Source organism: Streptomyces sp. NPDC101165 (genome assembly GCF_044768135.1).
GTDB lineage: Bacteria > Actinomycetota > Actinomycetes > Streptomycetales > Streptomycetaceae > Streptomyces.
The window spans coordinates 1-26,486 of sequence record NZ_JBIWPG010000008.1; the positions used below are offsets into that span (position 1 = coordinate 1).

The following is a 26,486-nucleotide window of genomic DNA, read 5'->3' on the forward strand; positions in this document are numbered from 1 at the left end:
CCGGGAAAGAGAACACGAGCCGTCAATCAGCCCACTACACTCACCCAAACCACCCCTGAACAGGGAAAACGTCAAAGCGCTGCTGGAGTACTAGCTCGCGTCCGGGGCGTCGTACTCGCGGGACACCACCTCGACCCGTCCGGTGGCCGGATCGGACCGTACGGTGTCCAGGCCCATGGGCTCCAACTCGGCGATGGTGGAGGCGTGCTCGCCGGTGTTCAGCGGCAGCATGGCGACCTGGGGGCCGCCGTCGCCGAGCACCACCTCCTCGGCCAGCAGGGTCTCCATCATGCGGTGCGCGGAGGCCGACGGCAGCGGCTCGTCGACGGCCACGTGCAGCATCAGGTGCTCCATGCCGGTGTCGACACGTCGCGCCTGTGACACCCAGACCGTGCGGACCGCCGGGAACTCCCGGATCCGGCGGGCCACCGCGTCCCGCAGGGCCCGCGCCACCGGATGGGTGGACCAGGTCAGCTTCAGCCGCTCGCCCCCGGACCGCTGACCGCGCTCACGCATGGTCCGGTACAGCAACGGCATGGGTACGCGGGCCCACTCGGCGGCGGAGAAGAGCCCGAGGACGCCGACGCCGGTCTGCCCGGCGATGTCCATCAGCCGCAGGGCGTCGCAGTGGACAGCGCCGACGGCCTGCGGGAGCCGCTCGACGCGGCACGCTTCGCTGACGTAGCCGGGCAGGAGGGGGCTGCCGTCCTCGTTCCGAAGGAACATCACCGACCCGTTCGCCTGCACGGGCACGAAGACGCCGTGGTCGGCGAGGGCGGCGAGGAGCTGGTCCGACTCCGTCGCGGCGGCACCACGGTCGAGGATGTCGGCGAGCGCCGCGTTCACGGTCATGCCGCCCACTTCGCGGCGTGCGTGCGGAAGTCGGAGGTGCTCATAGGTCTCCTTGCATCTGTTCCAGCAGGCTCGCCGAGTCCTCGGCCGGCGGAGTCTGTGAACGCATCCTGGCACAACGGCGGTTGGGGACGCCGACCACCTTTGCGCAGGTGACCGACGGCCTCACGCATGACCTCTCTGCCGCCGGTCCGGCGGTCGACCTGCCGTTGTCCCGACGGAAGTCGAATACTTTGCGTGGTTGACCCCCGCATGAGTGGCCGGTGGTTCGGCGTTGACCGGTACGTGATCTGAGCAGCCGCTCCTGTCGGTCGGGGCGCGTGGGGGCGCAGGTTGCGAGCGGGACTCCCCTCGCGCGCCGTCCGCTGTGCTCACTCAACGTGACGACCGCTCTGGTAGCACTGTGTACGCAGCGTGACGACATCACGTCGTCGTGTTCTCATGTGCCACGGGATACGAGGGAGAGTCATGCCACTCGAGACGGCGACAGCACCGGACGCGGGCGCGGAGTCGGCCCGGCAGCGGGAGCAGCAGAGCCTCAGCACCGCGGCGGCGCGCAATCTCGCCACCACCACCAAGTCCGAACCCCAGATGCAGGGCATCAGCTCGCGCTGGGCTTCCCGCATGCTGCCCTGGGTGAACGTGCCCGGTGCGACGTACCGGGTCAACCGCCGCCTGTCGTTCACCGTCGGGGACGGCCGGGTGTCGTTCGTGAAGACCGGCTCGAAGGTCCAGGTGGTCCCCGCCGAGCTGGGCGAACTGCCGCTGCTGCGCGGGTTCTCGGACACCGACGTGCTCGGCGCGCTGGCCGACAGGTTCGTGCAGAAGGACTTCGCGCCGGGCCAGGTCGTCGTCCAGGCGGGCCGCAAGGCCGATCACGTGTACCTGATCGCGCACGGCAAGGTCGAGAAGATCGGTGAGGGGCCGTACGGGGACGAGTCCGTGCTCGGGCTGATGGCCGACGGGGACACCTTCGGTGGTCAGGTGCTGGCCGGACAGGCCGGGAAGTGGGAGTTCACGGCCCGCGCGACGACCGCCACCACGGTGCTCGCGCTGCCGATGACGGCGTACAAGGCGGTCGCGGACCGGCACGAGGCGCTGCGCAGGCATGTGCAGCAGATCAGCTCCGACGGGCACCGCAAGGTGAACCGGTCGGGCGAGGCGGTGATCGAGCTCAGCTCGGGACACGCGGGCGAGGCGACCCTGCCGCACGCCTTCGCCGACTACGAACTCTCTCCGCGCGAGTACGAGTTGAGCGTGGCGCAGACGGTGCTGCGGGTGCACAGCCGGGTCGCCGACCTCTACAACGAGCCGATGAACCAGACGCAGCAGCAGTTGCGGCTGACCATCGAGGCGCTGCGGGAGCGGCAGGAGCACGAGCTGATCAACAACGAGGAGTTCGGCCTGCTCCACAACGCCGACTTCGACCAGCGGATCTCCACCTACTCGGGCCCGCCGACCCCGGACGACATGGACGAGCTGCTGAGCATGCGGCGCAAGACCCGCTGCTTCCTCGCCCATCCCAAGGCGATCGCCGCGTTCGGCCGCCAGTGCAACAAGCGGGGCCTCTACTTCGGCGGCATCGAGCTGCACGGTAACCATCTGCCCGCCTGGCGCGGGGTGCCGCTGCTGCCGTGCAGCAAGATCCCGATCAGTGCGCAGGGCACGTCGTCGATCATCGCCATGCGCACCGGCGAGGACGACCAGGGTGTCATCGGCCTGTACCAGACCGGGATCCCGGACGAGGTGGAGCCGGGCCTGAACGTGCGGTTCATGGGCATCGACGAGAAGGCGATCATCTCCTACCTGGTCAGCACCTACTACTCGGCCGCCGTCCTGGTGCCCGACGCCCTCGGTGTCCTGGAGAACGTCGAGATCGCCCGTACGAACGGGAGCTGACGTGGAGCCGGGCCCGAACGGGCCGGCCCCACGAGGCGGTCGCTTCAGTGCGCCTTCGGTCAGCCGGACACGCCCAGGGTGAGGGTGCCGGTGTAGCCGGAGGAGGCCGAGCTGCCCAGGGCGGTGAGGGTCAGCAGGCCGGAGAAGGCGCCGCCGCCGTCGTAGACGGAGTCCTGGGAGAGGGTGGTGCGGGTGACGGTGTTGGTCGAGTACGGGGAGACCCTCGCCACCGCCGTCGTGACCGTCTCGCTGAAGAAGAGCTGGCCGGTGTGGAGGGTGGAGCCGCCGGTGAAGGAGCCGTCGGAGGTGAGCGTGACGCCGGTGTGGACCTTCACGTGGATGTGGATGCAGCGGCTGCGGTACCAACCCGGGTGGATCGTGGTGATGTCGGCGACCCCGCTGGAGTCGGTGAGGACGCCGCCGCGCAGGAAGGTGCCGTCGTCCGACTCGTTGTGGCCGTTCCTGCCGACGTAGCCGGAGTACTCGCCGAGCGCGTCGGCGTGCCAGATCTCCACCAGGGCGTTGCCGATCGGGGTGCAGGCGGAGTTGACGACGGTCAGGGCGAGCTTGAGCGGGACACCCGCCTTGCCTTCGGTGATGTCGGAGCGGACGAGCGCTCCGTCGAGGTAGTAGGGGCCTTCGGTCATCTCCTTCGTGAGGGTGCAGACCGCCGCCGCGGCGGCCGGTGCGGTGTCGGGGGTGCGGGTGGCCGCGGGGGCCTGCTGGGCCGTCGCGGCACCCACGGCCAGGGCGGCGGCCGTGGTGCCGGTGGCGATCAGTACGGTGCGGCGCCCGACCGGGCGGGCATCTGAGTTTTCTGTCATGGACACGGCCCCCTAGGAACGCTTGCTGTCCGCAGGCTGTCGGTCGGGCAAAGTGACTGACCGTCAAGATGGCTGATGAGACAAGAGAGTTGATATGGGAACTGTTGACTCGGAAACCAGTCGGCGTATCCCGACCCGGGCGCGGTCATCGGTGACGTCGTCGTCCATGACCCCACCATGATCCGTGCCTCCGCCGGCCGCTACTTGCTCTACTCCACCGGTGACGGCCTGGCCTACGGGATCTCCACCGACGGCCCACGGGTTCGGTCGGTTTCGGAGAGTCGTTGTCGCCTCACCCACCGTCACCTGCTGTGCTGACTGCTGTTCCGCCTCCTCGCTCCTCGCCCCACCGAGAAAGGGAGACAAGAGTGCGTCACCAGGGACACCTCCGGACGTGGCTCATCGCCGCCGTATCCGCCGTCGCGCTGTCGCTCGCGCCGGGCCCGGCCACCGCAGCCGCGGACCCCCCGTACCTGAACCTGCACCAGTGCCTCTACTGGGGGCGCGTGCAGACCGAAGACCTCACCACAGTGGTGCCGAGCCTCGACGGGCGGTTCGCGACCGGGACGAACATCTCCAACACCGCGGACTCCCGGGTCACCTGTGGTGGCGGAGACGGGAACTACATCCACTCGGTCGCACTGGACCTCGTCACGAACCTGGCCCTGAACGCCGGACGCTATCTGAACCTGCACCAGTGCGCGTACTACTCCACCTACTGGGAGGACCACGAGACGACGGTGGTGCCGAACCCGGGTGGCCAGGCCGGGGCCGGGACGAACATCTCCGACACGGCCGACACGACGCCGTCGTGCGGTCCTGGAACGCAGATCGGGAGCTATGAGGTCATCCCCCTGCTGTCGAGCGCCAAAGCACTGGACCTGCACGCCGGGCGCTATCTGAACCTGCACCAGTGCGTGTACTACTCCAGCTCCCTCAAGGATCACTTCACGACGGTCGTGACGAGCCGTGACGGGCGGTTCGCGGCCGGGACGAACATCTCCGACACGGCCGACACGACGCCGTCGTGCGGTCCAGGAGACGGAAACTTCGTCCCCGTTCCCATCCTCTCGGGCGTCAAGGCACTCCCGCTGCCCTAGCCCGTCTGCCCCATACCAGCCGCGTTCGGCCAGCTCTGTGCGTTGGGCCAGCCGGTCGCCGGGGCCGGGGTCAGACCGGCGGCCGGGGCCGGGGTGCCGGGGGCCGTCATGCCGCGTACCTGGGCCGCCGTGAGGCCCCCGCGGGCCGGGACTCCCGGCGGGGTGGGGCCGAGAGCGGCGGCCGGGGTCGCGACCGGGACCGGCGCAGGAGCCACGGGGACAGGGGCCACGGGGACAGGGGCCACGGGCACAGGAGCCAGGGGGACAGGAACGGGTGCGGGTACCGGTGTCGGGTACGGCGTCGGCGCAGGCACCGGAGCCGGCGGCGGGACAGGTACCGGTACCGGAGCCGGGACAGGCACCGGTGCGGGTGCCACCGGCTGCTGCACCGGGACCGGTACCGGCTGGGCCGGTGCCGGCTGCAGTACCGGCATCGCCTGGGCTGCCGCCGGCATCGGCATCCCGCCGCCGGTCGGCGCTGCGGCGGTGGGGAGCGGCATGCCGGTGCCGGCGGCCGGGGCGGCGCCGGTGCCGACGGCCTGCGCGGCAAGCCCCAGCATTCCGGCGCCGTTGGTCGCACTCACCAGCCGATCCACGGCCGCCGTACCCGAGCTGTAGCTGGTCCCTGTGCCCAGCTCGGGTACGGCGGCTCCCCTCCTGGACCCGTAGAGCACCTGCTCCAGGCCGGACACCAGGCGACGCACGTCGACCTGGGGGCGCACCACGAGTCTCAGGAAGCGGCTGGAGGAGCCGATCTTGTTGCCGCACTCGCGGACCAGGATCCGGTGCTCGGTGAGCATCCGGTCCCGGACCACTGTGCCCTCGGCTCCCACGGGGAGGCGCACGAACAGGAAGTTGCCCTGGGAGGGATAGACCGTGAGGCCGGGCAGGGCGGAGAGATGGCTGGCCATCTCCAGACGGTCCCGGCGCACCTGCAGCAGGCTCTGCGCGTACTCGGCACCGTGCTCCTTCAGCATGAACACCACGTACTCGGCGAAGGAGTTGAGGTTCCACTTCGGGAGCATCGAGCGGACGCGGCCGGCCAGGGCCGGGTTCGCCACCAGGTAGCCGAAGCGGATGCCGTGCAGTCCGAAGTTCTTGCCGAGGCTGCGGAGCACGACCACGTTGGGCCGGAGCATGGCCTCCTGGACGACGCTCGGGTCGGTCTCCGCGTCGGCGAACTCCAGGAACGACTCGTCCACGACCACCAGGTCCAGGTCCGTCATCGCGTCCATGAACTGCACCACCGACTGCTTGCGCAGATAGCCGCCGTCGGGGTTGTTCGGGTTGCAGATGACCGCCACACGGGTGCCGCGGGCGCGGATGAACTCGGCGTACTGGGCGAGGTCCAGCGCGAAGCCGTTCGCCTCCTGCAGCGGGAACATGTCGACCCGCTTGCCGGTCTCCATCGGCTGGTCGGTCCAGCGGCCGAACGTGGGGACGGGGATGGCCAGGGACTCACGGACCAGGAGATGATCGATCCAGGTGATCAGCTCCGTCGAGCCGTTGCCCATCGCCACGCACTGCGGCGGCAGCTGGAGCAGACTGCACAGCTCGGCCGTGATGGTGTCGGCGCCGCTCGGGTAGTACGTGATGATCTCGCGCAGCCGGACCGCCATCTCCTCGAACATGGCGGGAGTGGGGAAGTACGGATTGCACGGGATGCAGAAGTCCACCGGGCCCGACCCGTCGCTCTCCCGCGTCAGCGCCGCCATCGAAGGGCTGTGCGCTGCTGTGTTGCGGAACAACGAGGTGACGTTGTCAGGCAAGGGAACCTCCGTCGAAGGGTGGCCCGGGCGGGGGAGCCCGGGCCACCCTTGGATACGGAGGACACAGCAGTGGCGTTCAACTCACCTGCTGTGTGAGCCGCTTCACGCCGAGAACGTGTGGACCGTCGTCGTCCGGTAGGTCTGGCCCGGCCGCAGCACGGTGGACGGGAAGTTCGCGTGGTTCGGCGAGTCCGGGAAGTGCTGGGTCTCCAGGCACAGGGCGTCGCCCTGACGGTAGGTGCGGCCGCCGGTGCCGGTCAGGGTGCCGTCGAGGAAGTTGCCGGAGTAGAACTGCAGGCCCGGCTGGTCGGTGGCGATCTTCAGGGTGCGGCCGGAGCGCGGGTCGCGCAGCGTGGCGACGTGCTCGGGCCCCGCGGTGATGCCCTTGTCCAGGGCCCAGTTGTGGTCGTAACCCTTGGCCTGCACCTGCTGCTCGTGGCCGGCGCGGATGTCGCGGCCGATCGGCTTGGCGTGCCGGAAGTCGAAGGGGGTGCCCGCGACCTCGGCCAGTTCACCGGTGGGGATCAGACCCGAGTCGGTGGGGGTGTAGCGGGAGGCGGCGATGCGGAGCTCGTGGTCCTCGATCGTGCCGCTGCCCTCGCCGGCCAGGTTCCAGTAGACATGGCTGGTGAGGTTGACGACGGTCGCCCGGTCGGTGGTGGCCTCGTAGTCGATGCGCCACTCGCCGTGCCGGGTGAGGGTGTACGTCACCGTCGCCTTGAGCGTGCCGGGGTAGCCCATCTCGCCGTCGACGCTGGTGTAGTGCAGGTGCAGGCCGACGTCGGTGCCCTTGGTGAACGGCTCCACGTCCCACACGTGCTTGTCGAAGCCCTGCTTGCCGCCGTGCAGGCTGTTCACGCCGTCGTTGACGGACAGCTGGTGGCTCTTGCCGTCGAGGGTGAACTGCCCCTTGGCGATGCGGTTGCCGTAGCGGCCGATGAGGGCGCCGAAGTACGGGGTCTTGGCCACGTAGTCGTCGATGTCGTCGAAGCCCAGCGAGACGTTGGCGTGGTGGCCGTGCCGGTCCGGGATCTCCAGGCTCTGGACGACACCGCCCCAGTTGAGGACCTTCAGCCGCGTGCCGCCGTTCTCCAGCGACCAGCGGTAGATCTTCGTGCCGTCGGCGAGCTTCCCGAAGGACTCCTTCACCGGCTTCCTGCCTCCCGAGGCGGCCTCGGCCGTGCCCGTGCCGAGGGTGGTGGCGGCGAGGCCCGCGGCTGCCGCGCCCGCAATGACCGTGCGTCTGTTCAGTTCCATCTAGCGGCTCCTTGAGAAGAGAGTTGAAAGGCGCCCGCTGAGCCCCGCGCCCCAAAGGGGCGCGGGCCGTACCGAATGTGCGGCTGCCGCCGCGTGGGCGCGACCAGCCCCCGACGGCCCGCAGCTTTGATTCGGCCTTCCCAGCGGAGCGTTCGCGCTGACTTACGAAGCGGACTTGCGCTTGTTCCACACGTCGAATCCGACCGCCACCAGCAGGGCGAGGCCCTTGATGACCTGCTGCCAGTCGGTGCCGACGCTGAGGAGGTTCATGCCGTTGTTCAGCACGCCGAGGACGAGACCGCCGATGATCGCGCCGAGGACGGTGCCGACACCGCCGCTCATGGACGCGCCACCGATGAACGACGAGGCGATCGCCTCGAGTTCGAAGTTGACGCCCGCCTTCGGCGAGGCCGCGTTCAGGCGGGCGGCGACCACCAGACCCGCCAGGGCCGCGAGCACGCCCATGTTCAGGAAGACGTAGAAGGTGACCTTCTTGTCCTTCACGCCGGACAGCTTGGCCGCCGGCAGGTTGCCGCCGATCGCGTAGATGTGGCGGCCGAACACCGCGTTGCGCATGACGTAGCCGTAGCCGACGACCAGCGCGCCGAGGATGATCAGCACGATCGGGGCGCCCTTGTAGCTGGCGAGCAGCATCGTGAGGCTGAGGATCGCGGCGACCAGGGCGACCAGCTTGAGCAGGAAGAGCCGGGTGGGCAGCACGTCCAGCGCGAACTCCTGCTGGCGGCTGCGGTCGCGGACCTCCTGCCACACCACGGCCACGATCAGGGCGAGCCCGAGCAGCAGGGTCAGGTTGTGGTAGTTGGTGTTCGGGCCGGCCTCGGGCAGGAAGCCGTTGCCCATCTTCTGCAGGCCGTCCGGGAACGGGCCGAGGGTCTGCCCCTTGAGCAGGATCTCCGTCAGGCCGCGGAAGAGCAGCATGCCGGCGAGGGTGACGATGAACGACGGTATGCCGAGATAGGCGATCAGGAAGCCCTGGACGGAGCCGGCGACCGCGCCGATCAGCAGGCACAGGACCAGGGCGATCGGCCACGACACGCCGTGCTGCACGGTCAGCACGGCCGCGAACGCGCCCACGAACGCCGTCAGCGAGCCGACCGACAGATCGATGTGGCCCGCGATGATGACCAGCATCATGCCGATCGCGAGGATCAGGATGTAGCTGTTCTGCAGCACCAGGTTGGAGACGTTGCGCGGCAGCAGCAGGTCCCCGTCGGTCCAGACGGTGAAGAGGACGACGATCAGACCGAGCGCGATCAGCATGCCGTACTGCCGCATGTTGCGGCGCAGCCCGTCCAGCATCAGCTGGAGCAGTCCGGCGCCGGAGGCCGATCCGCTCCTGCCCGGCGGCGCCGAGGCCGGGATCTTGTCGGTGACATCGGTGCTCATCGCGTTACCTCTTTGTCCTTCGTCATATGACGCATCAGCACTTCCTGCGTGGCCTCGGCCCGCGGCACCTCACCGGTCAGTCGCCCGGCGGCCATCGTGTAGATGCGGTCGCACATGCCGAGCAGCTCGGGCAGCTCGGAGGAGATGAAGACGACCGCCTTCCCCTGGGCGGCCAGTTGGTCGATGACCGTGTAGATCTCGTACTTGGCGCCCACGTCGATGCCGCGCGTGGGCTCGTCCAGGATCAGCACGTCCGGACCCGCGAAGATCCACTTGCTGAGGACGACCTTCTGCTGATTGCCGCCCGACAGCTTGCCCACCGGTTCGAACACGGTCGGCGCCTTGATGTTCATGGACTTGCGGAAGCCCTCGGAGACCTGCCGCTCCTCGTGCTCGTCGACGACGCCCCGCTTGGCGACCTTCCTCAGCGCGGTCAGCGAGATGTTGCGGTTGATGGTGTCGATGAGGTTGAGGCCGTAGTGCTTGCGGTCCTCGGTGACGTACGCGATGCCGTGGTCGACCGCCTCCGCGACGGTCTTCGTACGGATCTCCGTGCCGTCCTTGAGGACCGAGCCGCCCGCGTACCGGCCGTACGTCCGCCCGAACACGTTCATCGCCAGCTCGGTGCGGCCCGCGCCCATCAGGCCGGCGATGCCGACGATCTCCCCGCGGCGCACGTTGATCGACACGTCGTCGACCACCTTGCGTTCCTGGTCGATGGGGTGGTGCACGGTCCAGTTGCGGATCTCCAGGGCCGGGGCCGCGTCCGGCGCGCCGTCGTACGACGTGCGCTCGGGGAAGCGGTGGTCCAGGTCGCGGCCCACCATGCCGCTGATGATCCGGTCCTCGGTCGTCTCCGGCGACTTCACATCGAGGGTCTCGATGGAATGGCCGTCGCGGATGATCGTCACCGAGTCGGCGACCTTGCGGATCTCGTTGAGCTTGTGGGAGATGATGATCGAGGTGATGCCCTGCTTCTTCAACTCCAGGATGAGGCCCAGGAGTTTGTCGCTGTCCTCGTCGTTCAGCGCCGCCGTCGGCTCGTCCAGGATGAGCAGCTTCACCTTCTTCGACAGCGCCTTCGCGATCTCCACGAGCTGCTGTTTGCCCACGCCGATGTCGGCGACGCGGGTCTCCGGGTGGTCGTCGAGACCGACCCGGCGCAGCAGCTCGGTGGCGTGCCGCAGGGTCTCCCTCCAGTCGACGAACCCGCGCTTGGCGTGCTCGTTGCCGAGGAAGATGTTCTCCGCCAGGGAGAGATAGGGAGACAGCGCCAGTTCCTGGTGGATGATGACGATGCCGTGCTGCTCGCTCGCCCGGATGTCCCTGAAGCGGCAGACTTCTCCCTCGAACAGGATGTCGCCCTCGTACGTGCCGTGCGGATGGACGCCGGAGAGCACCTTCATCAAGGTGGACTTGCCGGCGCCGTTCTCGCCGCAGATGGCGTGGACCTCGCCCTGCCGGACGGTCAGGGTGACGTCCGACAGCGCCTTGACACCGGGAAAGGTCTTGACGATCGAGCGCATTTCCAGGACGGGTCCCGCCATGGTCGTGCCTTCCAATCAGTGTGGTTCGGCCGGGTTCGTCTGGACTACTTGAGTTCGGCGTCCGTGTAGTAGCCGCCCTTGACCAGCACGTCCTCGTAGTTGGACTTGTCGACGCTCACCGGCTGGAGCAGGTAGGCCGGGACGACCTTGGTGCCGTTGTCGTACGTCTTGGTGTCGTTGACCTGCGGCTTCTTGCCCTTGAGCGCGTCGTCGACCATGGTCGCGGCGACCTTCGCGAGCTGGCGGGTGTCCTTGTAGACGGTCTGCGTCTGCTCGCCGGCGATGATCGACTTCACCGAGGCCAGCTCGGCGTCCTGGCCGGTGATGACGGGCAGCGGCTGGCTCTTGGAGCCGTAGCCGTCCGACTTCAGCGCGGCGAGGATGCCGATCGAGATGCCGTCGTACGGCGAGAGCACCGCGTCGACCTTGCCGGACTTGTAGGAGGAGGTGAGGATGTCCTCCATGCGCTTCTGGGCGGTCGCGCCGTCCCAGCGCAGGGTGGTGACCTTGTTCAGCGCGGTCTGGCTCGACTTGACCACCAGCTGCTTCTTGTCGATGTACGGCTGGAGCACGCTCATCGCGCCGTTGAAGAAGTACTTGGTGTTGTTGTCGTCGTTCGAGCCGGCGAACAGCTCGATGTTGAACGGGCCCTTCTTGCCGCCGTCCAGGCCGAGCTTGTGCACGATGTACGTGCCCTGCTCCACGCCGACCTTGGTGTTGTCGAACGAGGCGTAGTAGTCGACGTTCTTGGTGCCGAGGATCAGACGGTCGTAGGCGATGACCGGGATGTTCGCGTCCGCGGCCTCCTGGAGCACGTTGTTCAGGGACTTGTTGTCGATGGCCGCGACGATCAGGCCCTTGACGCCCTGCGTGATCAGGTTCTCGATCTGGGAGACCTGGGTGTCCGGGTCGTCCTCGCCGTAGACCAGCTTGGTCTTGTAGCCGGCCGACTGGAGGTTCTTCACGACGTTGTTGCCGTCGTTGATCCACCGCTCGGAGGACTTGGTCGGCATGGCGATGCCGATGGTGCCGCCCTTGGCGCTGCCCTTCTCCTCCTTGCTGCCGCCCTCGCCGCTCTGGCCGCAGGCGGACAGGGTGAGGGCGAGGGAGGCGGCTCCGGCTATGAGGGTGAGGGCGCTTCTACGAGTGCGCATAGTGATCGTCCCTGTTCTTCTCTTCGTTGAGATGTTTCGAGCGAGGTCGGTGAAACGCCCCAAAGGGGGCGCGGGGCGGGGACATGTGCGGCTCCGCCGCGTGGACGCGACCAGCCACGACGGACCCGCAGCCCCCATCGGTCATCCAGTGGCACCTTCGGCGGGGAACCGGTTCAAGGACCCCGGCAGCCGGGAGCCGAGCGGCGCCATGTCGCCGTCCGCGCCGTGCCGGGCGAGCAGGTCGAGGGCGAGCCGGCCGCGCCGCACCCGCTCCCGGGCCGTGTCCAGGGTCACGTCCCGCAGGTGGGTGCCCCACGGGTAGATGCCGGGAGCCTTGGACAGGCCGAACTTCAGGTAGAGCGGTGCGCCGCGCCGGATCAGCTCGGCGACCTCGTACATCCGCACATAGCCGCCGAGGTCGTCGGGGGCCTCGATGTACATGTCCATGGGGGCGCCGGACACCCGGCGGATCTCGGTGAGGTGATCCAGCGTCAGATCGCTGGGCACGTTGATGGAGTCGGCCCCCAGCCCCTCGTACACCGCATACGAGGCGGGGTTGACCGGTCCGATCAGGGCCGAGACCTTCAGGGTGGTGTCGGCCGGGATGATCCCTGCCCGGCGGGCCCGGTGCAGGGTCCACAGCACGCCCTCGTCGGCGACGAGGAGGCACTTGACGCCCAGCTCGGTGGCGCGGACGGCGTCCTCGACACAGCCGGCGACGGCGTCGTGGCCACGGACGCGCAGTCCGGCCCCCCGCGAGTCGGTGCGCACCGAGCCGCCGATGTCCCAGGTGCCGCGCGGGCCGGTGAACAGGCAGAGTTCGATGTCCCGTTCGCCGGTCGCGTCGACCATCTCGGTGATCTCGGCGTCGGTCAGCATCCACACGCCGCTGCCCTGGCTGATCCGGTGGATCGGCACGTCGAGGCGGGAGGCCTCCTTCAGTACGACCGCCAGCGCCTCGGGACCCTCGCACGAGGGGATCTCGGTGCGCCAGCGACCGCCGCCCGGGAAGCTGTGGGCGGAGGTGTCGGCGGGGTCGAGGGCGGGCGCGTCCAGGCCGAGTGCGGCGAGCACCTGCTCGCCGGGCCTGCGGGCCGCCGGGGCGGAAGCGTCGGTCACAAGCTGTCCTTCGTGTTCGGTATTTCGGACAAGGTTCGCGGCTCTGGGAAGAAAAAAGGCCTTGGTGGTACGCCGGTCAGGGCGCCGTCAGGTCACGCCCCGACCGGCGTACGGTCAGGGGCGGAGCAGCACCTTGCCCACCTTCGGATCGCCGGCTCCCACCAGCTCGATGGCGCGCGGGAACTCGGTCAGCGGCAGCTCGTGCGTGACCAGCGGCAGCGGGTCCAGCAGCCCGGCGCCGAACACCCGCACGGTGTGCGCCCAGGCGTCCGGCGGCGCTCCGAAGACGGTGTGCACCTCCAGCTGCCGTACGACGAGATCGGTCGGGTCGAGCCCGTCGGCGCCCGGCGCCGGGATGCCCGTCAGGACCAGGCGTCCGCCGCGCCTGAGCAGGGAGGCGGCGGTGCGCGCGGCGGACGCGGACCCGGCGGTCTCGATCACCACGTCGAAGTCGTCGGGCAGGTGCTGGTCCCTGAGCCGGAAGTCGGTCGCCCCGAACTGCCGGGACAGCGCCTCCCGGTCGCCCCGGGTGCCCACGACGAGCAGTTCCACCGGCGAGATCGCCTTCAGGAACTGCACGGCGAACATCCCGAGCGTCCCCGTGCCCACCACCGCGACCCGCTCACCCGGGTGGCCCTTCGCCTTCAGCGCGGCGGCCGCGATGCAGGCGGCCGGCTCCAGGAGGGCGGCGGCCGTGAGGTCGGCGTCGTCCGGCAGCGGGTGCAGCAGCCGGGCGGGCAGGGTGAGCGTGGCGGCCATGGCACCCGGCTGGGTGAACCCGGTCTCCTCGTACCCGGCCGTGCACAGCGTGGTCTCGCCCGCGTGACAGCGCTCGCACACCTGGCAGTTGCGGAAGCCCTCGCCGACGACCTTGCGGCCGACCAGGCTCTCGGGCACACCCGCGCCCACCGCGCGCACGGTCCCCGACCACTCGTGGCCGGGCGTGAGCGGATAACGCACGTATCCCTCGGGCCGGTTGCCCTGGTACACCTCGCGGTCGCTGCCGCAGATGCCCACCGCGTGCACGGCCACCAGCGCCTCGCCGGGACCGGGATCCCGGGGCGTGTGCTCCTCGACCCGGTGCGCGCCCGGCGCCTCGATCAGGACCTGGGAACTCACTTCGAGCCCTTCGGCTTGCGCTGCTCCCAGCCGTCGGCCCACAGGTCGAACCGGGCCTGCTGCTGCGGGAACTCGGCGGCCGCGTCGGTGTCCAGCTCGACGCCGAGACCGGGCTTGTCGGAGAGGTGGAAGTAGCCGTCCACGACCTCCGGCGCCCCCTTGACCACCTTCTTGATCTCCGCGTCCGCGAAGTCGTTGAAGTGCTCCAGGATCTTGAAGTTCGGTGAGGTGAAGCCGACTTGGAGCGAGGCGGCGGTCAGTACGGACCCGCCCACGTTGTGCGGGGCGAGCAGCATGTAGTGGGTCTCGGCGGTGGCGGCCAGCTTCCGGGTCTCCCAGATGCCGCCGATGTGGCCGACGTCGGGCTGGAGGATGTCCGCGGCCTGGCTCTCGAACAGCTCGCGGAACTCGATCCGGTCGTGGATGCGTTCACCGGTGGCGACCGGGACGTCCACCTTGGCGGCGACCTTTTCCAGCGCCTTCAGGTTCTCCGGGGGCACCGGCTCCTCCAGCCAGGCGGGCTTGAACGGCGCCAGCTCGTGGGCGAGCCGGACGGCGGTGGCGGGGGAGAAGCGGCCGTGCATCTCCAGCATCAGCTCGGCGTCCGGACCGATGGCGTCGCGCACGGCCTCGATGAGCGAGACGGCGTACAGGGTCTGCTCGTGGTCCAGCTCGAAGTGCCCGGTGCCGAACGGGTCGATCTTGAGCGCCTTGTACCCGCGCTCCATCACGCCCTGGGCGGCCTTGTGGTACGCCTCGGGCGTTCGCTCGGTCGTGTACCACCCGTTGGCGTACGCCTTGACCTTGTCGGTGACCTTGCCGCCCAGCAGCTGCCACACCGGCACACCGAGGGCCTTGCCCTTGATGTCCCAGCACGCCATCTCGACGACCGCGATGCCGGACATGACGATCTCGCCCGCCCGGCCGTAGTCGCCGTACTTCATCCGGCGGACGAGGTCCTCGACAGCGAACGGGTCCGATCCGAGAATGTGGTTGGCCTCGGCCTCCCGCAGATAGCCGATCAGCGCGTCGGTGTGACCGAGCATCCGGGTCTCGCCGACTCCCGTGATCCCTTCGTCGGTGTGCACCTGGACGTAGGTCAGGTTGCGCCACGGCGTCCCGACCACGTGTGTGCTGATTCCGGTGATGCGCACGGCAGTTGCCCCTCAGCTGTTCGAGATTTCGTCACATGTTCGAAATGCTGGCGTGACAGTAAGGACGGCGCGGCGGGGGTGTCAATGGGTCGAACGGGTAACGGTTTCGACAAGACTTTCGAGAACCTTTTCGGTCCCGCACCAAACCTTCACAGCGGCGCCTAGGAACGTGACCGATGGGGAATCTAGTCTTCCGGCGTCATGGACTTCTGCCACCCGTGCCAACGGCACCTCAACGGCGCCCTGGCCTGCCCCGGGTGCGGCGCGCCGGCGCCCTCTCTCGCCGCGCGCGCGGAAGCGCCCGTCGCGCACGGACACGCGGGCGCGACGGCGGGTCCGTACGGTCAGGAAACCTTCACGAGTGCAGCGGCCCAGCAGTACGCCTACTACCCCCACGAGTCCCCCCGCGTGCCCACGCAGTTCGGCGCCGCGGAGGCGGCGGACGCGTACACGGGCGCGGAGGAGTACGCGTACGACGGCTCGGACGGCCACACCGGCCCGCACGACCACGCCGACCAGGACGCCCCTGACGACGCTCATGACGAGGCGCACGGCGACGCCGACGACACCCCCGACGAGCCCGGGGGCCGTGCCGCCCGGCGGCAGTCGCGCGGCCGGGGCCGCGGTGGAGCCACGGGCGGCGGCGACGCGGACAGCGGCCCCGGCGCCGCCGACGCCAGCCGTCGCGATCGCAAGGCCGCCGCGCACCGGCGCCGCCGCCGTCGTACCGTCCTGATCGCCGCGGGCTTCGTGCTGGTGGCCGGCGGCCTCGGCGCCGCCGAACTCGGCACGGACGCCCCCTTCTCCCCGTTCTCGAGCGACGAGCCGGCGACGTCCGCGGACACGTCGGTGGACGGCGGTACCTCCTCCGCGTCCCCGGACCGGACGGCGAAGCCCCTCGACGACGCCTCGGGCGCCGCGGGAAAGGCGGGCGCCTCCGCCTCCCCGGACGCCTCGGCCTCCGCCTCCAAGTCACCGAAGGACAAGGCCTCCAAGTCGCCGTCCGCCACGGACCAGGCGGAACAGTCCGCCACATCGGGCGCGGGCAGGCCGAGCACGGCACCGACCGCCCCGGCCACCTCCCACCCGACGTCCACCCCGACCGCCGACCCGACGACCTCGGACCCGACCCCGCTGCCGTCGCCGACGAAGACGTGCAACCGTTTCCTGTGGTGGTGCACGTAGACGGCCGCTTCCGCCGCGCCGCTGTTCCCTCCCTGTGATCCCTCCTCCTGATCCCTCACCGGGTTCCCCCTGTCACGTACCACCCCGTGCCATCGGCCATCCGGGGTATCGATGACACCAACACGCCTCCGAGGCGGTTGAGTCGGACAGGTACATCTCGCCGTACACGATCCAGGGAACGCGCGACGGCGGAACGGGCGTTGTGCACAGGGGGAGCAGCGAGCAGCGGCTCAGCGGAGGAGAGCGGATGACGCAGGGGACCACCGTGCACGGCACGGTCGCCGAGGGATTCGAAGCGGTGCGCGAGGAGTTCGCCGCCTTCGTCGCCGAAGAACGGGACGACTACGAGGGCCAGTTGTGCGCCTACGTCCACGGCCGGCGGGTCGTCGACCTGTGGGCGGGCGAGGGTGCCGACGGGGACTCGCTGTACGGCGTGTTCTCGTCCACCAAGGGCGCCGCCCATCTCGTCGTGGCCCTGCTCGTGCAGGAGGGCACGCTGGAGCTGGACCGCAAAGTCACCTACTACTGGCCGGAGTTCAGCGCCGAGGGCAAGGGAGCGCTGACCCTGCGCGACGTGCTCGCGCACCGCGCGGGCCTGGTCGGCACCGACACCGGCTTCAGCGCCGCCGAGCTGGCCGACGACCGTGCGCTGGCCGAACGCCTCGCCGACCAGCGGCCGTTCTGGCGGCCGGGCACGGCCTTCGGCTACCACGCGCTGGTGATCGGCGCGCTGACCGGCGAGGTCGTCCGCCGGGCGACGGGCCGCACGATCCAGGAGCTGTACGAGGAGCGGGTGCGCGCCCCCTACGCCCTGGACTTCCACCTGGGCCTGCCGGTCTCCCGCGAGCCCCGCTTCCGCACGGTCCAGCCGATGCTGCCGACCCCCGAGCAGCAGGCGGTGCTCGACGCGCTGCCGTCCGGACCGCACAGCCTCTCCGCGATCGCCTTCAATCGGCACACGTCCGAGCCGACCGACCTGGTCGCCCTGCCGAACGAGCGCGGTGTCCGTGCCAAGGGCCCCGCTTCGGTGGGCGGTGTCGCCTCGGCGCGCGGCCTGGCCGGGATGTACGCGGCGATGATCAGCGAGGTCGACGGCAAGGCACCGCTGCTGAAGGAGGACACGGTCGCGGAGTTCGGCCAGCTGCACTCCGTCGGGTACGACCTGGTGGCCCGCACCCACAAGTCGTACGGCCTCGGTTTCCAGGCCACGGCCGACACCTGGCACCCGTTCCTGGGCGCCGGCGCGATCGGCCACAGCGGAGCAGCAGGCTCCCAGGCCTTCGCGGACCCCCGCAGCGGCCTGGCATACGGCTACACACGCCGCCGGTTCGCATTTCCAGGAGGCGCGGCGCCAGAGAACGAAAAGTTGGTGGCGGCACTGCACCGGGCGGCGCTCACTACCTAAGGGGCGCGGGGAACTGCGCGACCAGCCGCAACGCACCCGCACCCGAACGCTCACCGCACCCGGCAGACTAAACCCGCCAAAGCCGGCGCAGCGCAGCCGCACCCCACGTCCAAGGATGCGGCTGCCGTTGTACGCAACGACGGTTCTCAGACCAGCGTCACGGTGATGTTGCCACGAGTCGCCTTCGAGTACGGGCACACCTGATGCGCCTTCTCGATCAGCTCCCGAGCGACACTCTCCTCGACGGTCGGGATGTTCGCGGAGATCTCCACGATAATCCCGAACCCTTCCTCGTTCCGTCCGATCCCCACCTTCGCGGTGACGGTGGAGCCGGAGACGTCGGCGCCCTCCTGCCGGGCGACCACGCCGAGCGCGCCCTGGAAGCAGGCGCTGTACCCGGCGGCGAACAGCTGCTCGGGGTTGGTGCCGGCGCCGTTGCCGCCCATCTCCTTGGGCGGGTTCACGACGACGTCGAGCTTGCCGTCGTCGGTGGCGACCCGGCCGTCGCGACCGTTCTCCGCGGTGGCGACGGCGGTGTACAGGACGTCGGACTGCTGAATGGGCATGCGGTTGTCTTCCTCCTCGGTCCGCCGCGACTCGCGCCCACGATCGACGGCGGATTTCGGAAAGAAGTTACCGCATGCCGGAAAGCTCGGGCCAGAGGTCGGGGCTCGTCAGAGCTTGACGATCATCTTGCCGGTGTTGTCGCCGCGCAGGACCCCGAGGAACGCCTCCAGGGTGTTCTCGATGCCCTCGACGACCGTCTCGCCGTACTTCAGCTGCCCGGAGGCCACCCAGGGACCGACCTCGGCCACGAACTGCGGCTGCAGGTCGTAGTGGTCGCCGACCAGGAAGCCCTCGATGCGGCCGCGGGTCTGGATCAGCCGGGCGAGGTTCCTCGGGCCGGGGGCGGGCTCGGTGTTGTTGTAGACGGAGATCATGCCGCAGACCGCGATCCGGCCGCCCTCGTTGAGCGAGCCGATGGCCGCCTCCAGGTGGTCGCCGCCGACGTTGTCGAAGTAGACGTCGATGCCGTCGGGAGCGGCCTCGCGCAGCTGCTCGGCCACCGGGCCGTTCTTGTAGTTGAAGGCGGCGTCGAAGCCGTACTCCTCCACCAGCAGCTTGACCTTCTCGTCGGAACCGGCCGAGCCGATGACCCGCGAGGCGCCCTTCAGTTTGGCGATCTGTCCGACCTGGCTGCCCACGGCACCCGCGGCGCCGGACACGAACACGACGTCGCCCTCCTTGAGGGAGGCGGTGCGCAGCAGGCCGGCGTAGGCGGTCAGGCCGGTCATGCCGAGCACGCCGAGGTACGTCGACAGCGGTGCGGCCGCGGGGTCGACCTTGACCACGTGCTTCGCGTCCAGGGCCGCGTACTCGCGCCAGCCGAAGAAGTGCAGGACGTGGTCGCCGACCGCGATGCCCTCGGCGTTGGAGGCGACGACCTCGCCGACCGCGCCGCCCTGCATGACCTTGCCCAGCTCGAAGGGGGCGGCGTACGACTTCGCGGCACTCATCCGGCCGCGCATGTACGGGTCCACGGAGAGGTACTTGTTCCGTACCAGAATCTGGCCCTCACCCGGCGTCGGGACCTCCGTCTCGACCTGGGCGAAGTCTTCGGGCTTCGGCCAGCCGACCGGGCGGCTGAGCAGGTGCCATTCGCGGTTGATCATGACAGTGCCTTTCGAGATTTACTTCAGTACCTGAAACAACCATGCGCCTGAATATTTCAGAATGTCAAGCAACGGAGTATCCTGGGGCGCATGTCCACCCCAGAGAAGACCCGCCGCCCCGACGCCGTGACCATGGAGGTCGTCGAGTTGATCGGGGACGTCGTGGCCCGCTTCTACGCGGACTACGAGCTGGCGGCGGGCGAACACGCACTGACCGGTCCGCAGGCGCGCCTGCTCAGCCTGCTGTCGCTGGAGCCGCTGCCGATGCGCAAGCTGGCCCAGAAGCTGAAGTGTGAGCCGTCGAACGTGACCGGGATCGTGGACCGCCTGGAGGTGCGCGGCCTGGTGGCGCGCCGCCCCGACCCCGCCGACCGCCGGGTGAAGCTGGCCGCCCCGACCGACGAGGGTCTCCGGGTCGCCCGTGACCTCCGCGAGGGTCTCCGCTTCGCCCGCGAGCCCCTGGCCGGCCTCACCGACGAGGAGCGAAGCTCCCTCAGGGACCTGCTGCGCCGCATGCTGGACGGGTAGCGCCCGCCGGCCAGGACAAGGTCATGAACAAGTCAACGGCGTCCCCCGATAGGGTTTGCCCATGCGCGATCTCGGGGTGGGTTTCGGTTATCTCCTCAAGGGCCAGCGGTGGGTGGGCCGGCACGGCAAGCAGTACGGCTTCGGCCTGCTGCCCGGCCTGATCACGCTGGTCCTGTACGCGGCGGCGCTGGTCGCGCTCGCCGTGTGGGGCGAGAGCGGCGTCGGCTGGGCGACCCCGTTCGCGGACGACTGGTCGAGCCCCTGGCAGGGTCTGTTCCGCGGCTTCCTCACGGTCGTCCTCTTCGCGCTCGGCCTGCTGATGGCCGTCCTCACCTTCACGGCCGTCACCCTGCTGATCGGCCAGCCCTTCTACGAGAGCCTGTCGGAGAAGGTCGACGACGACGTCTCGCCCGACGGCACCGCGCCCCGCTCCGGCCTCCCGCTCTGGCGCGAACTGTGGATCTCGGCCCGCGACAGCCTGCGGATCCTGGTCCGGGCCATGCTGTGGGGCATCCTCCTCTTCGGTCTCGGCTTCGTGCCCGTGGTCGGCCAGACGGTCGTCCCGGTGCTCGGCTTCTTCGTCACCGGTTTCTTCCTCACCGAGGAACTGACCGCCGTGGCCCTCCAGCGCCGCGGGGTCGAACTCCGCGCCCGGCTCACCCTGCTCCGCTCCCGCAAGAGCCTGGTCTGGGGCTTCGGCACGCCCCTCGGCCTGTCCTTCCTGGTCCCGTTCGTCGCGGTGTTCCTGATGCCGGGCGCGGTCGCCGGCGCCACGCTCCTCGCCCGTGACCTGCTGGGCGAGGAGAGTGCCGAGGAAGAGGAGGCCGAGGACGGCGAGCGGGTCACTTCCTGAACGTGGCCTGTGCCGCCACCGTCACGATCGACCGCACCTGCGCGATGATGTCCAGCCGGTTCCGGACGAAGTCCGGGTCGGTCACCGTGCCCGTCGCCGGGTCGGTGTTGCCCGCGCCGAACTGCAGCACGGGCGTGTGCACGTGGCCGCCCGGCAGCGTGTCGTGCAGGCCCAGCCGGTCCCGGAGCAGGGTCGCGCGGTAGGCGATCTCGTTGGAGAGGTAGTTGCCGCCGCCTCCCGCACGGGCCGTCGAGCCGGTGGTCGGGCCGTCCGGCCGTACGACGGGATCGGTGCCGCCCGCCGGGACCTCGGTCACCTCCGTGTGGTCGTACACCGGGAACCGGCCCGTGTCCGCGGCCGTGATGGCGGCGTACGGCAGGGTCGTCGTCGTCCACTGGGGCTGGGTGGCCGGATCGGTGACGGGGACGGTCTCGGTGCGGGAGACGTTGTCGTTGTCCGGGAAGCCGCCCCGCCAGGCGCCGTTGCTGCGCTCGATGTCGAAGCGCCCGACCCGGCCCTGACTCACCGTCGTGAACAGGTCGACTTTCGGCAGGTAGGGCCGGAGGGTCCGCTCCACCGTGCCCTCGGCGAAGTCCTGCCAGCGCACCGGGAACACGGCGGTCTCCACCCGGGCCGGACCCTCGGCCGTCTCGATCACCGTGCCGTCCAGCGCCAGCGCGCTCGCCCCGGAGGGGTTGGAGATCCGGATGTCCCGGTCGAGCGTGAAGGGGTCGAAACCGGTGAGGAGGACCCGCCTGAGGTGCGGCTGCCCGGGATAGCGGATGTCGGTCTGACCGCGTGACGTGCGCTCCAACTGATCCAGCAGGGCGGAACGTTGCGTGTCGCCGAGACTGAACTCCGGCGCCCAGGTACGCACTTCCCGGGTCATCCCCAGGCGCGCCCAGTACAGCGGCCGGTCGTCGTCCCGGCTCAGGCCCGCCCGTTGCCCACCAGCACCCTTCCAAGGAAGCGCTTCGCGCCTTTCTGAATCCGCCGGCCCCCGCCCCTGCGCCCGCTCCACGGCCCGCCGCCACAGCGCGGACCCCTCGCGTACGACGATGCGGCGGGCCTGTGTGTAGGAGTGCGCGCGCTCCAGGGCCTCGGCGAACTCCGGTGCCACGCCGTCGAATCCGGAGCGGCGGAGGATCTCCTGCGGTACGGCCTTGTCGAGCCGCTGCTCCTCGACGGTCGGGGAGGGGGCGGCCGTCTGGGTGGCACAGGCCGTGGTCGCGGGAGCCGACAGCCCCGCCAGCAGAGCCATACCGAGCACGGCGGTCCGTATACGTAACGAGGTCACGGGAGTGGAAGTCCTTCCGTCGCTGCGGGACGCGTGGTGCGGCGGAAGTATCGCGTGCGGGGAGTGGTCTACGCCATGGTGCGAAAGGGAAAACGGTTCCTCACGCCACCGGTTCGCCCAGCAGCCGCAGGAAGTCCCGGAACGCGCCCGGCATGTCGACCGACTCGGGATCCAGCAGCCACTGGTACTGGAGGCCGTCCATCACCGCGATGAGCAGCGGGGCGGTGCGCTCGGGGGTGAGGCCGTTGGGCAGTTGGTCGCCGTACTCGGTGCGCAGGACCGCCGTCATGCTCGCGCGGACCTGGGCGTAGCGCTCGGTGAAGTAGGAGCGCGCCGGGTGGCCCTCCGTCACGCTCTCGCCGAGCAGCGCCGAGAAGGTCTGGATGATGGCCGGGCGCATCGCGTTGTACTCGACCAGCGAGGCCAGCAGGTCGACCCGCCACCGGGTGTCCGGCACCGCGTCCCACCGGTCCCGCTCCCGGAGCACGGCCACCAGCAGGGCGTCCTTCGTCGGGAAGTAGTGCAGCAGCCCCTGCTGGGTCAGCCCGACCCGCTCGGCCACCGCGCCCAGGCTCGCCCCCCGGTAGCCGCGCTCGGCGATCACCTCCAGGGCCGCACCCACGATCTCCGCGCGCCGCTCCTCGCTCCTGACCCTCGCGTTCATGACGTCACCGTACGGCATCCCCACACCATGACTATAACGGCAAGATAACAAAACCTACCGATCTACAGGTAGCGGATGCAGGATGAGGGGGACCCAAGGCACTCAGCGAGGAGGCACCGCCGTGGCGGAGACAGGTAAGGCGCGCGCAGACGAGGTCCGCGAGACGGTCGTGGAGGCCGCGCTGGGACGGCTCGATCTCGACGCCAAGGCACGGCTGCTGGCCGGGCAGGACATGTGGACCCTGCCCGCCCTGCCGGAGATCGGCCTGAAGTCCCTCGTCATGTCCGACGGCCCGATCGGCGTCCGGGGCGTGCGCTGGACCGCCGACGACCCCTCCGTCGCCCTGCCCTCGCCGACCGCGCTCGCCGCCACCTGGGACCCGGCCCTCGCCCGCCGCGCCGGCGTGCTGCTCGCCCAGGAGGCCCGCCGCAAGGGCGTCCACGTCCTGCTCGCGCCGACCGTGAACCTGCACCGCTCCCCGCTCGGCGGCCGCCACTTCGAGGCGTACAGCGAGGACCCGTACCTGACCGGCGAGATCGGCTCCGGCTATGTGACCGGCGTCCAGTCCGGCGGTGTCGGCACCACCGTCAAGCACTTCGTCGCCAACGACGCCGAGACCGACCGCTTCACCGTGAACAACCTGGTCTCCGAACGCGCCCTGCGCGAGCTGTACCTGGCTCCCTTCGAGGCGATCGTCGCGAACGCCCACCCCTGGGGGATCATGACCGCCTACAACCAGGTCAACGGCACGACGATGACCGAGCACCACTACCTGGTCAACGAAGTCCTGCGCGGCGAGTGGGGCTTCGACGGCTTCAACGTCTCCGACTGGATGGCCGCCCGCGACACCGTCGGCGACATCGAGGGCGGCCTCGACGTCGCCATGCCCGGCCCCGAGACCGTCTACGGCGAGGCCCTCGCCCGGGCCGTCCGGGACGGCCGGGTCGCCGAGGCCTCCGTCGACGCGGCCGTCCGCCGGGTGCTGCGCCTCGCGGCCCGCGTCGGCATCCTGGACGGCGCCGAACCCGTCGTCGCCGAGCCGCCCGCGCCGGTCGACGGCGAGGCCCTGGCCCGCGAGATCGCCCGCCGCTCCTTCGTCCTCGTGCGCAACGAGAACGGCGCACTCCCGCTGAAGGCCGGCACGGTCGCCCTGATCGGCGCCGCCGCCCGCGACGCCCGCGTCCTCGGCGGCGGCTCCGCCACCGTCTTCCCCGCCCGGATCGTCTCCCCGCTCGACGGCCTCACCGCGGCCCTCCCCGAGGGCACCCTCACCTACGCCGTCGGCGCCGACCCGACCACGGAACTCGCCCCCGCCGGCCAGGGCTTCACGCTCCGCGCGGTCTGCCGCGACACCGACGGCAACGTCGTCGGCACGGGTACCGCCCCGGGCGGCCAGATCCAGTGGATGGGCGCAGACCTCCCCGAGGGCGTCACGCACGAGACCCTTCACACCGTCGAGCTGACCGGCACGTTCACCCCGCGCGAGTCCGGCCCGCACACCTTCGGCATCAAGGGTATCGGCGCCTTCACCCTCGTCATCGACGGGACGACGTACTACGACGACGTCCAGCGCCCCGAGAGCGAGGACCCCTTCGAGACCCTCTTCGCACCCCCGGCGCCCCGCGCCCAGGCCGAACTCGTCGCGGGCGAGACGGTCGACGTCTCCCTGACCTACGTGGTCCGGATCCCCGAGAACATCCCCATGAAGGTCGTCACCTTCGGCCTCGCCCACTCCGGCCCCCGGCGCGCCCCCGACGAGCTGATCGCCGAGGCGGTCGAGGCCGCCCGCGGCGCCGGCACGGCCGTCGTCATGGTCGCCACCACCGACCGCGTCGAGTCCGAGGGCTTCGACCGCACCGACCTCCGCCTCCCCGGCCGCCAGGACGACCTGGTCCGCGCCGTCGCCGCCGCCAACCCGAACACCGTCGTGATCGTCAACTCCGGCTCCCCGGTCGAACTGCCCTGGCGCGACGAGGTCGCCGCCGTGCTGCTGACCTGGTTCCCCGGCCAGGAGGGCGGTGCCGCCCTCGCCGACGTCCTGACCGGCGCCCACGAGCCCGGCGGCCGCCTCCCCACCACCTGGGGCTCCCTCACCGACGCCCCCGTCACCCAGGTCGTCCCCACCGGCGGCGCACTGTCCTACACCGAGGACGTGCTCATCGGCTACCGCGCCTGGGAGAAGGCCGGCCGCACCCCGTCGTACCCCTTCGGCCACGGCCTCGGCTACACCGACTGGGCCTACGAGTCCCTGGAGACGGACGGCACCACCGCCCGCGTCCGGCTGCGCAACACCGGCGAGCGGCCCGGCCGGGAGGTCGTCCAGGTCTACGTCGCCCCGGCCGAGCCCGACGCCCGGCGCCCGGCGCGCCTCCTGGCCGGATTCGCGGGCGCCGAGGCCGGGCCGGGGGAGAGCGTCGAGGTGACCGTCGAACTGCCCCGCCGCGCCTTCGAGGTGTGGGACGACACGACGAAGGCGTGGGCATGTGTGAAGGGTTCGTACGAGATCACCGTCGCCCGCTCGATCTCCGACCTCAAGCTCACCGCGCCGATTAACGTCTGATCCGGGACAGTCCCCACACACCGGGGACAAAGCCCCCACGAGCCGCCCCGGTCCGGGACCTGACCCCTGGACCGGGGCAATCGTGCGCGTAGGGCCGGGCTAGCTCCGCACGCCGAAGCCGTACACCGTCTCCGAGCGGAAGACCCGGCCCGGCCGCAGCTCGGTGCTCGGGAAGTCCGGGTGGTTCGGGGAGTCCGGGAAGTGCTCGGTCTCCAGGGCGATGCCGTCGCCGGGGGCGAACGGGTCCGCGAGGTGGTCGGCGGTGTAGAGCTGGAGGCCCGGCTCGGTCGTGGCCACGGTGAGCACCCGGCCCGACGCCGGGTCGTACAGCTCGGCCACCTGCTCGGCCGCCTCGGTCACGCCCTTGTCCAGCACGAAGTTGTGGTCGTAGCCGGAGCCCACCTTGCGGGCCGCACGGAAGTCGAAGCGGGAGCCGGCGACGTCCGTCAGCGCTCCGGTGGGAATCATGTCGGCGTCCACCGGGGTGTACCGGGAGGCGGCCAGCCGCAGTTCGTGCCCGCCCGCGTGGCCGGAGCCGCTCAGGTTCCAGTACGTGTGGTTGGTGAGGTTGATGACGGTCGGCGCGTCCGTGACGGCCTCGTAGGCGATCCGCAGCGCGCCGGACGCGTCCAGCGTGTACGTGGCCGTCACCTCCAGCCGGCCCGGGAAGCCCTCCTCGCCGTGCGGGCTCACCCGGCTCAGCCGCAGCCCGTCCTCGACCGGCTCGGCCTCCCACACCCGCTTGTCGAACCCCTGCACGCCGCCGTGCAGCGAGTTGGGGCCGCTGTTCTGCTCCAGCGCGTAAGTACAGCCGTCCAGCGGGAAGCGGCCGCCCGCGATGCGGTTGGCGTACCGGCCGACCAGAGCGCCGAGAAACGGCTCCGGATGCTCCCGGTAGCCGTCGAGCCCCGGGAACCCCAGCACCACGTTCGTCGTATGCCCTCCCCCGCTCTCGGCTTCGCTCGAGCGGGGGGACCCCCATCGGTCCGGGACCTCGACCGACTGCACGATCCCGCCGTACGACAACACCCGCACCCGCACCCCGGCCCGCTCCAGCGTCCAGCGGTGCACCGGGGTGCCGTCGGAAAGTGTGCCGAAAAGTTCCCTCATGTGGGAAACC

At 70.2% G+C, this 26,486-nt stretch carries 22 protein-coding genes and 1 pseudogene; 8 read left to right on the top strand and 15 right to left on the bottom strand.

Going from position 1 to position 26,486, the window contains the following annotated elements; genetic code table 11:
• Positions 1–90: 90 nt before the first annotated feature.
• A complete protein-coding gene (locus ACIRVH_RS18045; RefSeq protein WP_403953977.1) occupies positions 91–852 on the bottom strand; it encodes a hypothetical protein in 762 nt (253 codons plus the stop codon).
• 468 nt (positions 853–1,320) lie between these two features.
• Between ACIRVH_RS18045 and ACIRVH_RS18050 the strand changes: the two genes are divergently transcribed.
• The gene (locus tag ACIRVH_RS18050; RefSeq protein ID WP_403953979.1) at positions 1,321–2,751 is read left to right on the top strand and encodes a family 2B encapsulin nanocompartment shell protein; all 1,431 of its coding nucleotides are present in this window, start codon (positions 1,321–1,323) and stop codon (positions 2,749–2,751) included.
• A gap of 59 nt (positions 2,752–2,810) precedes the next feature.
• Here ACIRVH_RS18050 and ACIRVH_RS18055 read toward each other — a convergent pair whose 3' ends face one another.
• Positions 2,811–3,575 carry an intradiol ring-cleavage dioxygenase gene (locus ACIRVH_RS18055; RefSeq protein ID WP_403953982.1) on the bottom strand — a complete coding sequence of 255 codons (765 nt, stop codon included), beginning with the start codon at positions 3,573–3,575 and terminating at the stop codon, positions 2,811–2,813.
• Between the two features lie 111 nt (positions 3,576–3,686).
• Here ACIRVH_RS18055 and ACIRVH_RS18060 point away from each other — a divergent pair.
• A pseudogene (locus tag ACIRVH_RS18060) lies at positions 3,687–3,827 on the top strand (arabinan endo-1,5-alpha-L-arabinosidase); the annotation flags it as partial.
• A 116-nt stretch (positions 3,828–3,943) separates the two neighbouring features.
• Positions 3,944–4,675, top strand: a complete 732-nt coding sequence (locus ACIRVH_RS18065; RefSeq protein WP_403953985.1) for a hypothetical protein — start codon at positions 3,944–3,946, stop codon at positions 4,673–4,675.
• On the opposite strand, the gene ACIRVH_RS18070 is transcribed toward ACIRVH_RS18065, so the two are convergent.
• The 8 genes from ACIRVH_RS18070 to ACIRVH_RS18105 form a co-directional block, all read right to left on the bottom strand.
• Positions 4,672–6,444 (bottom strand): pyridoxal phosphate-dependent aminotransferase, encoded by a 1,773-nt coding sequence (locus ACIRVH_RS18070; protein ID WP_403953988.1) that lies wholly within the window; start codon positions 6,442–6,444, stop codon positions 4,672–4,674. The genes ACIRVH_RS18065 and ACIRVH_RS18070 overlap by 4 nt on opposite strands.
• A 102-nt stretch (positions 6,445–6,546) precedes the next feature.
• Complete coding sequence (locus ACIRVH_RS18075) at positions 6,547–7,701, bottom strand: aldose epimerase family protein (RefSeq protein ID WP_403953991.1); 1,155 nt, start codon at positions 7,699–7,701, stop codon at positions 6,547–6,549.
• A gap of 162 nt (positions 7,702–7,863) precedes the next feature.
• Positions 7,864–9,108, bottom strand: a complete 1,245-nt coding sequence (mmsB, locus tag ACIRVH_RS18080; RefSeq protein WP_403953994.1) for a multiple monosaccharide ABC transporter permease — start codon at positions 9,106–9,108, stop codon at positions 7,864–7,866.
• The gene (gene mmsA / locus ACIRVH_RS18085; protein WP_403953997.1) at positions 9,105–10,655 is read right to left on the bottom strand and encodes a multiple monosaccharide ABC transporter ATP-binding protein; all 1,551 of its coding nucleotides are present in this window, start codon (positions 10,653–10,655) and stop codon (positions 9,105–9,107) included. The genes mmsB and mmsA overlap by 4 nt, the downstream gene beginning before the upstream one ends.
• Before the next feature lie 44 nt (positions 10,656–10,699).
• Positions 10,700–11,809: a multiple monosaccharide ABC transporter substrate-binding protein gene (chvE, locus tag ACIRVH_RS18090; RefSeq protein WP_403954000.1), complete on the bottom strand. Its 1,110-nt coding sequence runs from the start codon at positions 11,807–11,809 to the stop codon at positions 10,700–10,702.
• 141 nt (positions 11,810–11,950) lie between these two features.
• Positions 11,951–12,928: a hypothetical protein gene (locus ACIRVH_RS18095; RefSeq protein WP_403954002.1), complete on the bottom strand. Its 978-nt coding sequence runs from the start codon at positions 12,926–12,928 to the stop codon at positions 11,951–11,953.
• A gap of 114 nt (positions 12,929–13,042) precedes the next feature.
• The gene (locus ACIRVH_RS18100; RefSeq protein WP_403954005.1) at positions 13,043–14,047 is read right to left on the bottom strand and encodes a zinc-binding dehydrogenase; all 1,005 of its coding nucleotides are present in this window, start codon (positions 14,045–14,047) and stop codon (positions 13,043–13,045) included.
• Positions 14,044–15,201, bottom strand: coding sequence for a mandelate racemase/muconate lactonizing enzyme family protein (locus ACIRVH_RS18105; RefSeq protein ID WP_403954007.1), 1,158 nt, complete (start codon positions 15,199–15,201; stop codon positions 14,044–14,046). Before ACIRVH_RS18105 ends, ACIRVH_RS18100 begins: the two co-directional genes overlap by 4 nt.
• A 201-nt stretch (positions 15,202–15,402) precedes the next feature.
• Between ACIRVH_RS18105 and ACIRVH_RS18110 the strand changes: the two genes are divergently transcribed.
• On the top strand, positions 15,403–16,386 hold the full coding sequence (locus ACIRVH_RS18110) for a hypothetical protein (protein ID WP_403954010.1): 984 nt from the start codon (positions 15,403–15,405) through the stop codon (positions 16,384–16,386).
• A 247-nt stretch (positions 16,387–16,633) separates the two neighbouring features.
• A complete protein-coding gene (locus ACIRVH_RS18115) occupies positions 16,634–17,791 on the top strand; it encodes a serine hydrolase domain-containing protein (protein ID WP_403954013.1) in 1,158 nt (385 codons plus the stop codon).
• A 146-nt stretch (positions 17,792–17,937) separates the two neighbouring features.
• Here the strand turns inward: ACIRVH_RS18115 and ACIRVH_RS18120 are convergent, their stop codons facing one another.
• Positions 17,938–18,357 carry an organic hydroperoxide resistance protein gene (locus tag ACIRVH_RS18120; RefSeq protein ID WP_403954015.1) on the bottom strand — a complete coding sequence of 140 codons (420 nt, stop codon included), beginning with the start codon at positions 18,355–18,357 and terminating at the stop codon, positions 17,938–17,940.
• A gap of 108 nt (positions 18,358–18,465) precedes the next feature.
• Entirely contained in the window at positions 18,466–19,464 is a 999-nt protein-coding gene (locus ACIRVH_RS18125; protein ID WP_403954018.1) for an NADP-dependent oxidoreductase, read from the bottom strand.
• Positions 19,465–19,554: 90 nt separating this feature from the next.
• Here ACIRVH_RS18125 and ACIRVH_RS18130 point away from each other — a divergent pair, with 90 nt between their 5' ends.
• Both ACIRVH_RS18130 and ACIRVH_RS18135 read left to right on the top strand, forming a co-directional pair.
• Complete coding sequence (locus tag ACIRVH_RS18130; RefSeq protein WP_403954020.1) at positions 19,555–19,992, top strand: MarR family winged helix-turn-helix transcriptional regulator; 438 nt, start codon at positions 19,555–19,557, stop codon at positions 19,990–19,992.
• Between the two features lie 61 nt (positions 19,993–20,053).
• Positions 20,054–20,845 carry an EI24 domain-containing protein gene (locus ACIRVH_RS18135; protein WP_403954023.1) on the top strand — a complete coding sequence of 264 codons (792 nt, stop codon included), beginning with the start codon at positions 20,054–20,056 and terminating at the stop codon, positions 20,843–20,845.
• Here ACIRVH_RS18135 and ACIRVH_RS18140 read toward each other — a convergent pair.
• Positions 20,835–22,142: a pyroglutamyl peptidase gene (locus ACIRVH_RS18140; RefSeq protein WP_403954025.1), complete on the bottom strand. Its 1,308-nt coding sequence runs from the start codon at positions 22,140–22,142 to the stop codon at positions 20,835–20,837. The two genes, ACIRVH_RS18135 and ACIRVH_RS18140, sit on opposite strands and share 11 nt — an antisense overlap.
• A gap of 100 nt (positions 22,143–22,242) precedes the next feature.
• A complete protein-coding gene (locus ACIRVH_RS18145; protein WP_403954901.1) occupies positions 22,243–22,824 on the bottom strand; it encodes a TetR/AcrR family transcriptional regulator in 582 nt (193 codons plus the stop codon).
• 64 nt (positions 22,825–22,888) lie between these two features.
• Here ACIRVH_RS18145 and ACIRVH_RS18150 point away from each other — a divergent pair, with 64 nt between their 5' ends.
• The gene (locus tag ACIRVH_RS18150; protein WP_403954027.1) at positions 22,889–25,366 is read left to right on the top strand and encodes a beta-glucosidase H; all 2,478 of its coding nucleotides are present in this window, start codon (positions 22,889–22,891) and stop codon (positions 25,364–25,366) included.
• 99 nt (positions 25,367–25,465) lie between these two features.
• Here ACIRVH_RS18150 and ACIRVH_RS18155 read toward each other — a convergent pair whose 3' ends face one another.
• Positions 25,466–26,476 (bottom strand): aldose epimerase family protein, encoded by a 1,011-nt coding sequence (locus ACIRVH_RS18155; RefSeq protein ID WP_403954030.1) that lies wholly within the window; start codon positions 26,474–26,476, stop codon positions 25,466–25,468.
• Between the last annotated feature and the right edge of the window lie 10 nt (positions 26,477–26,486).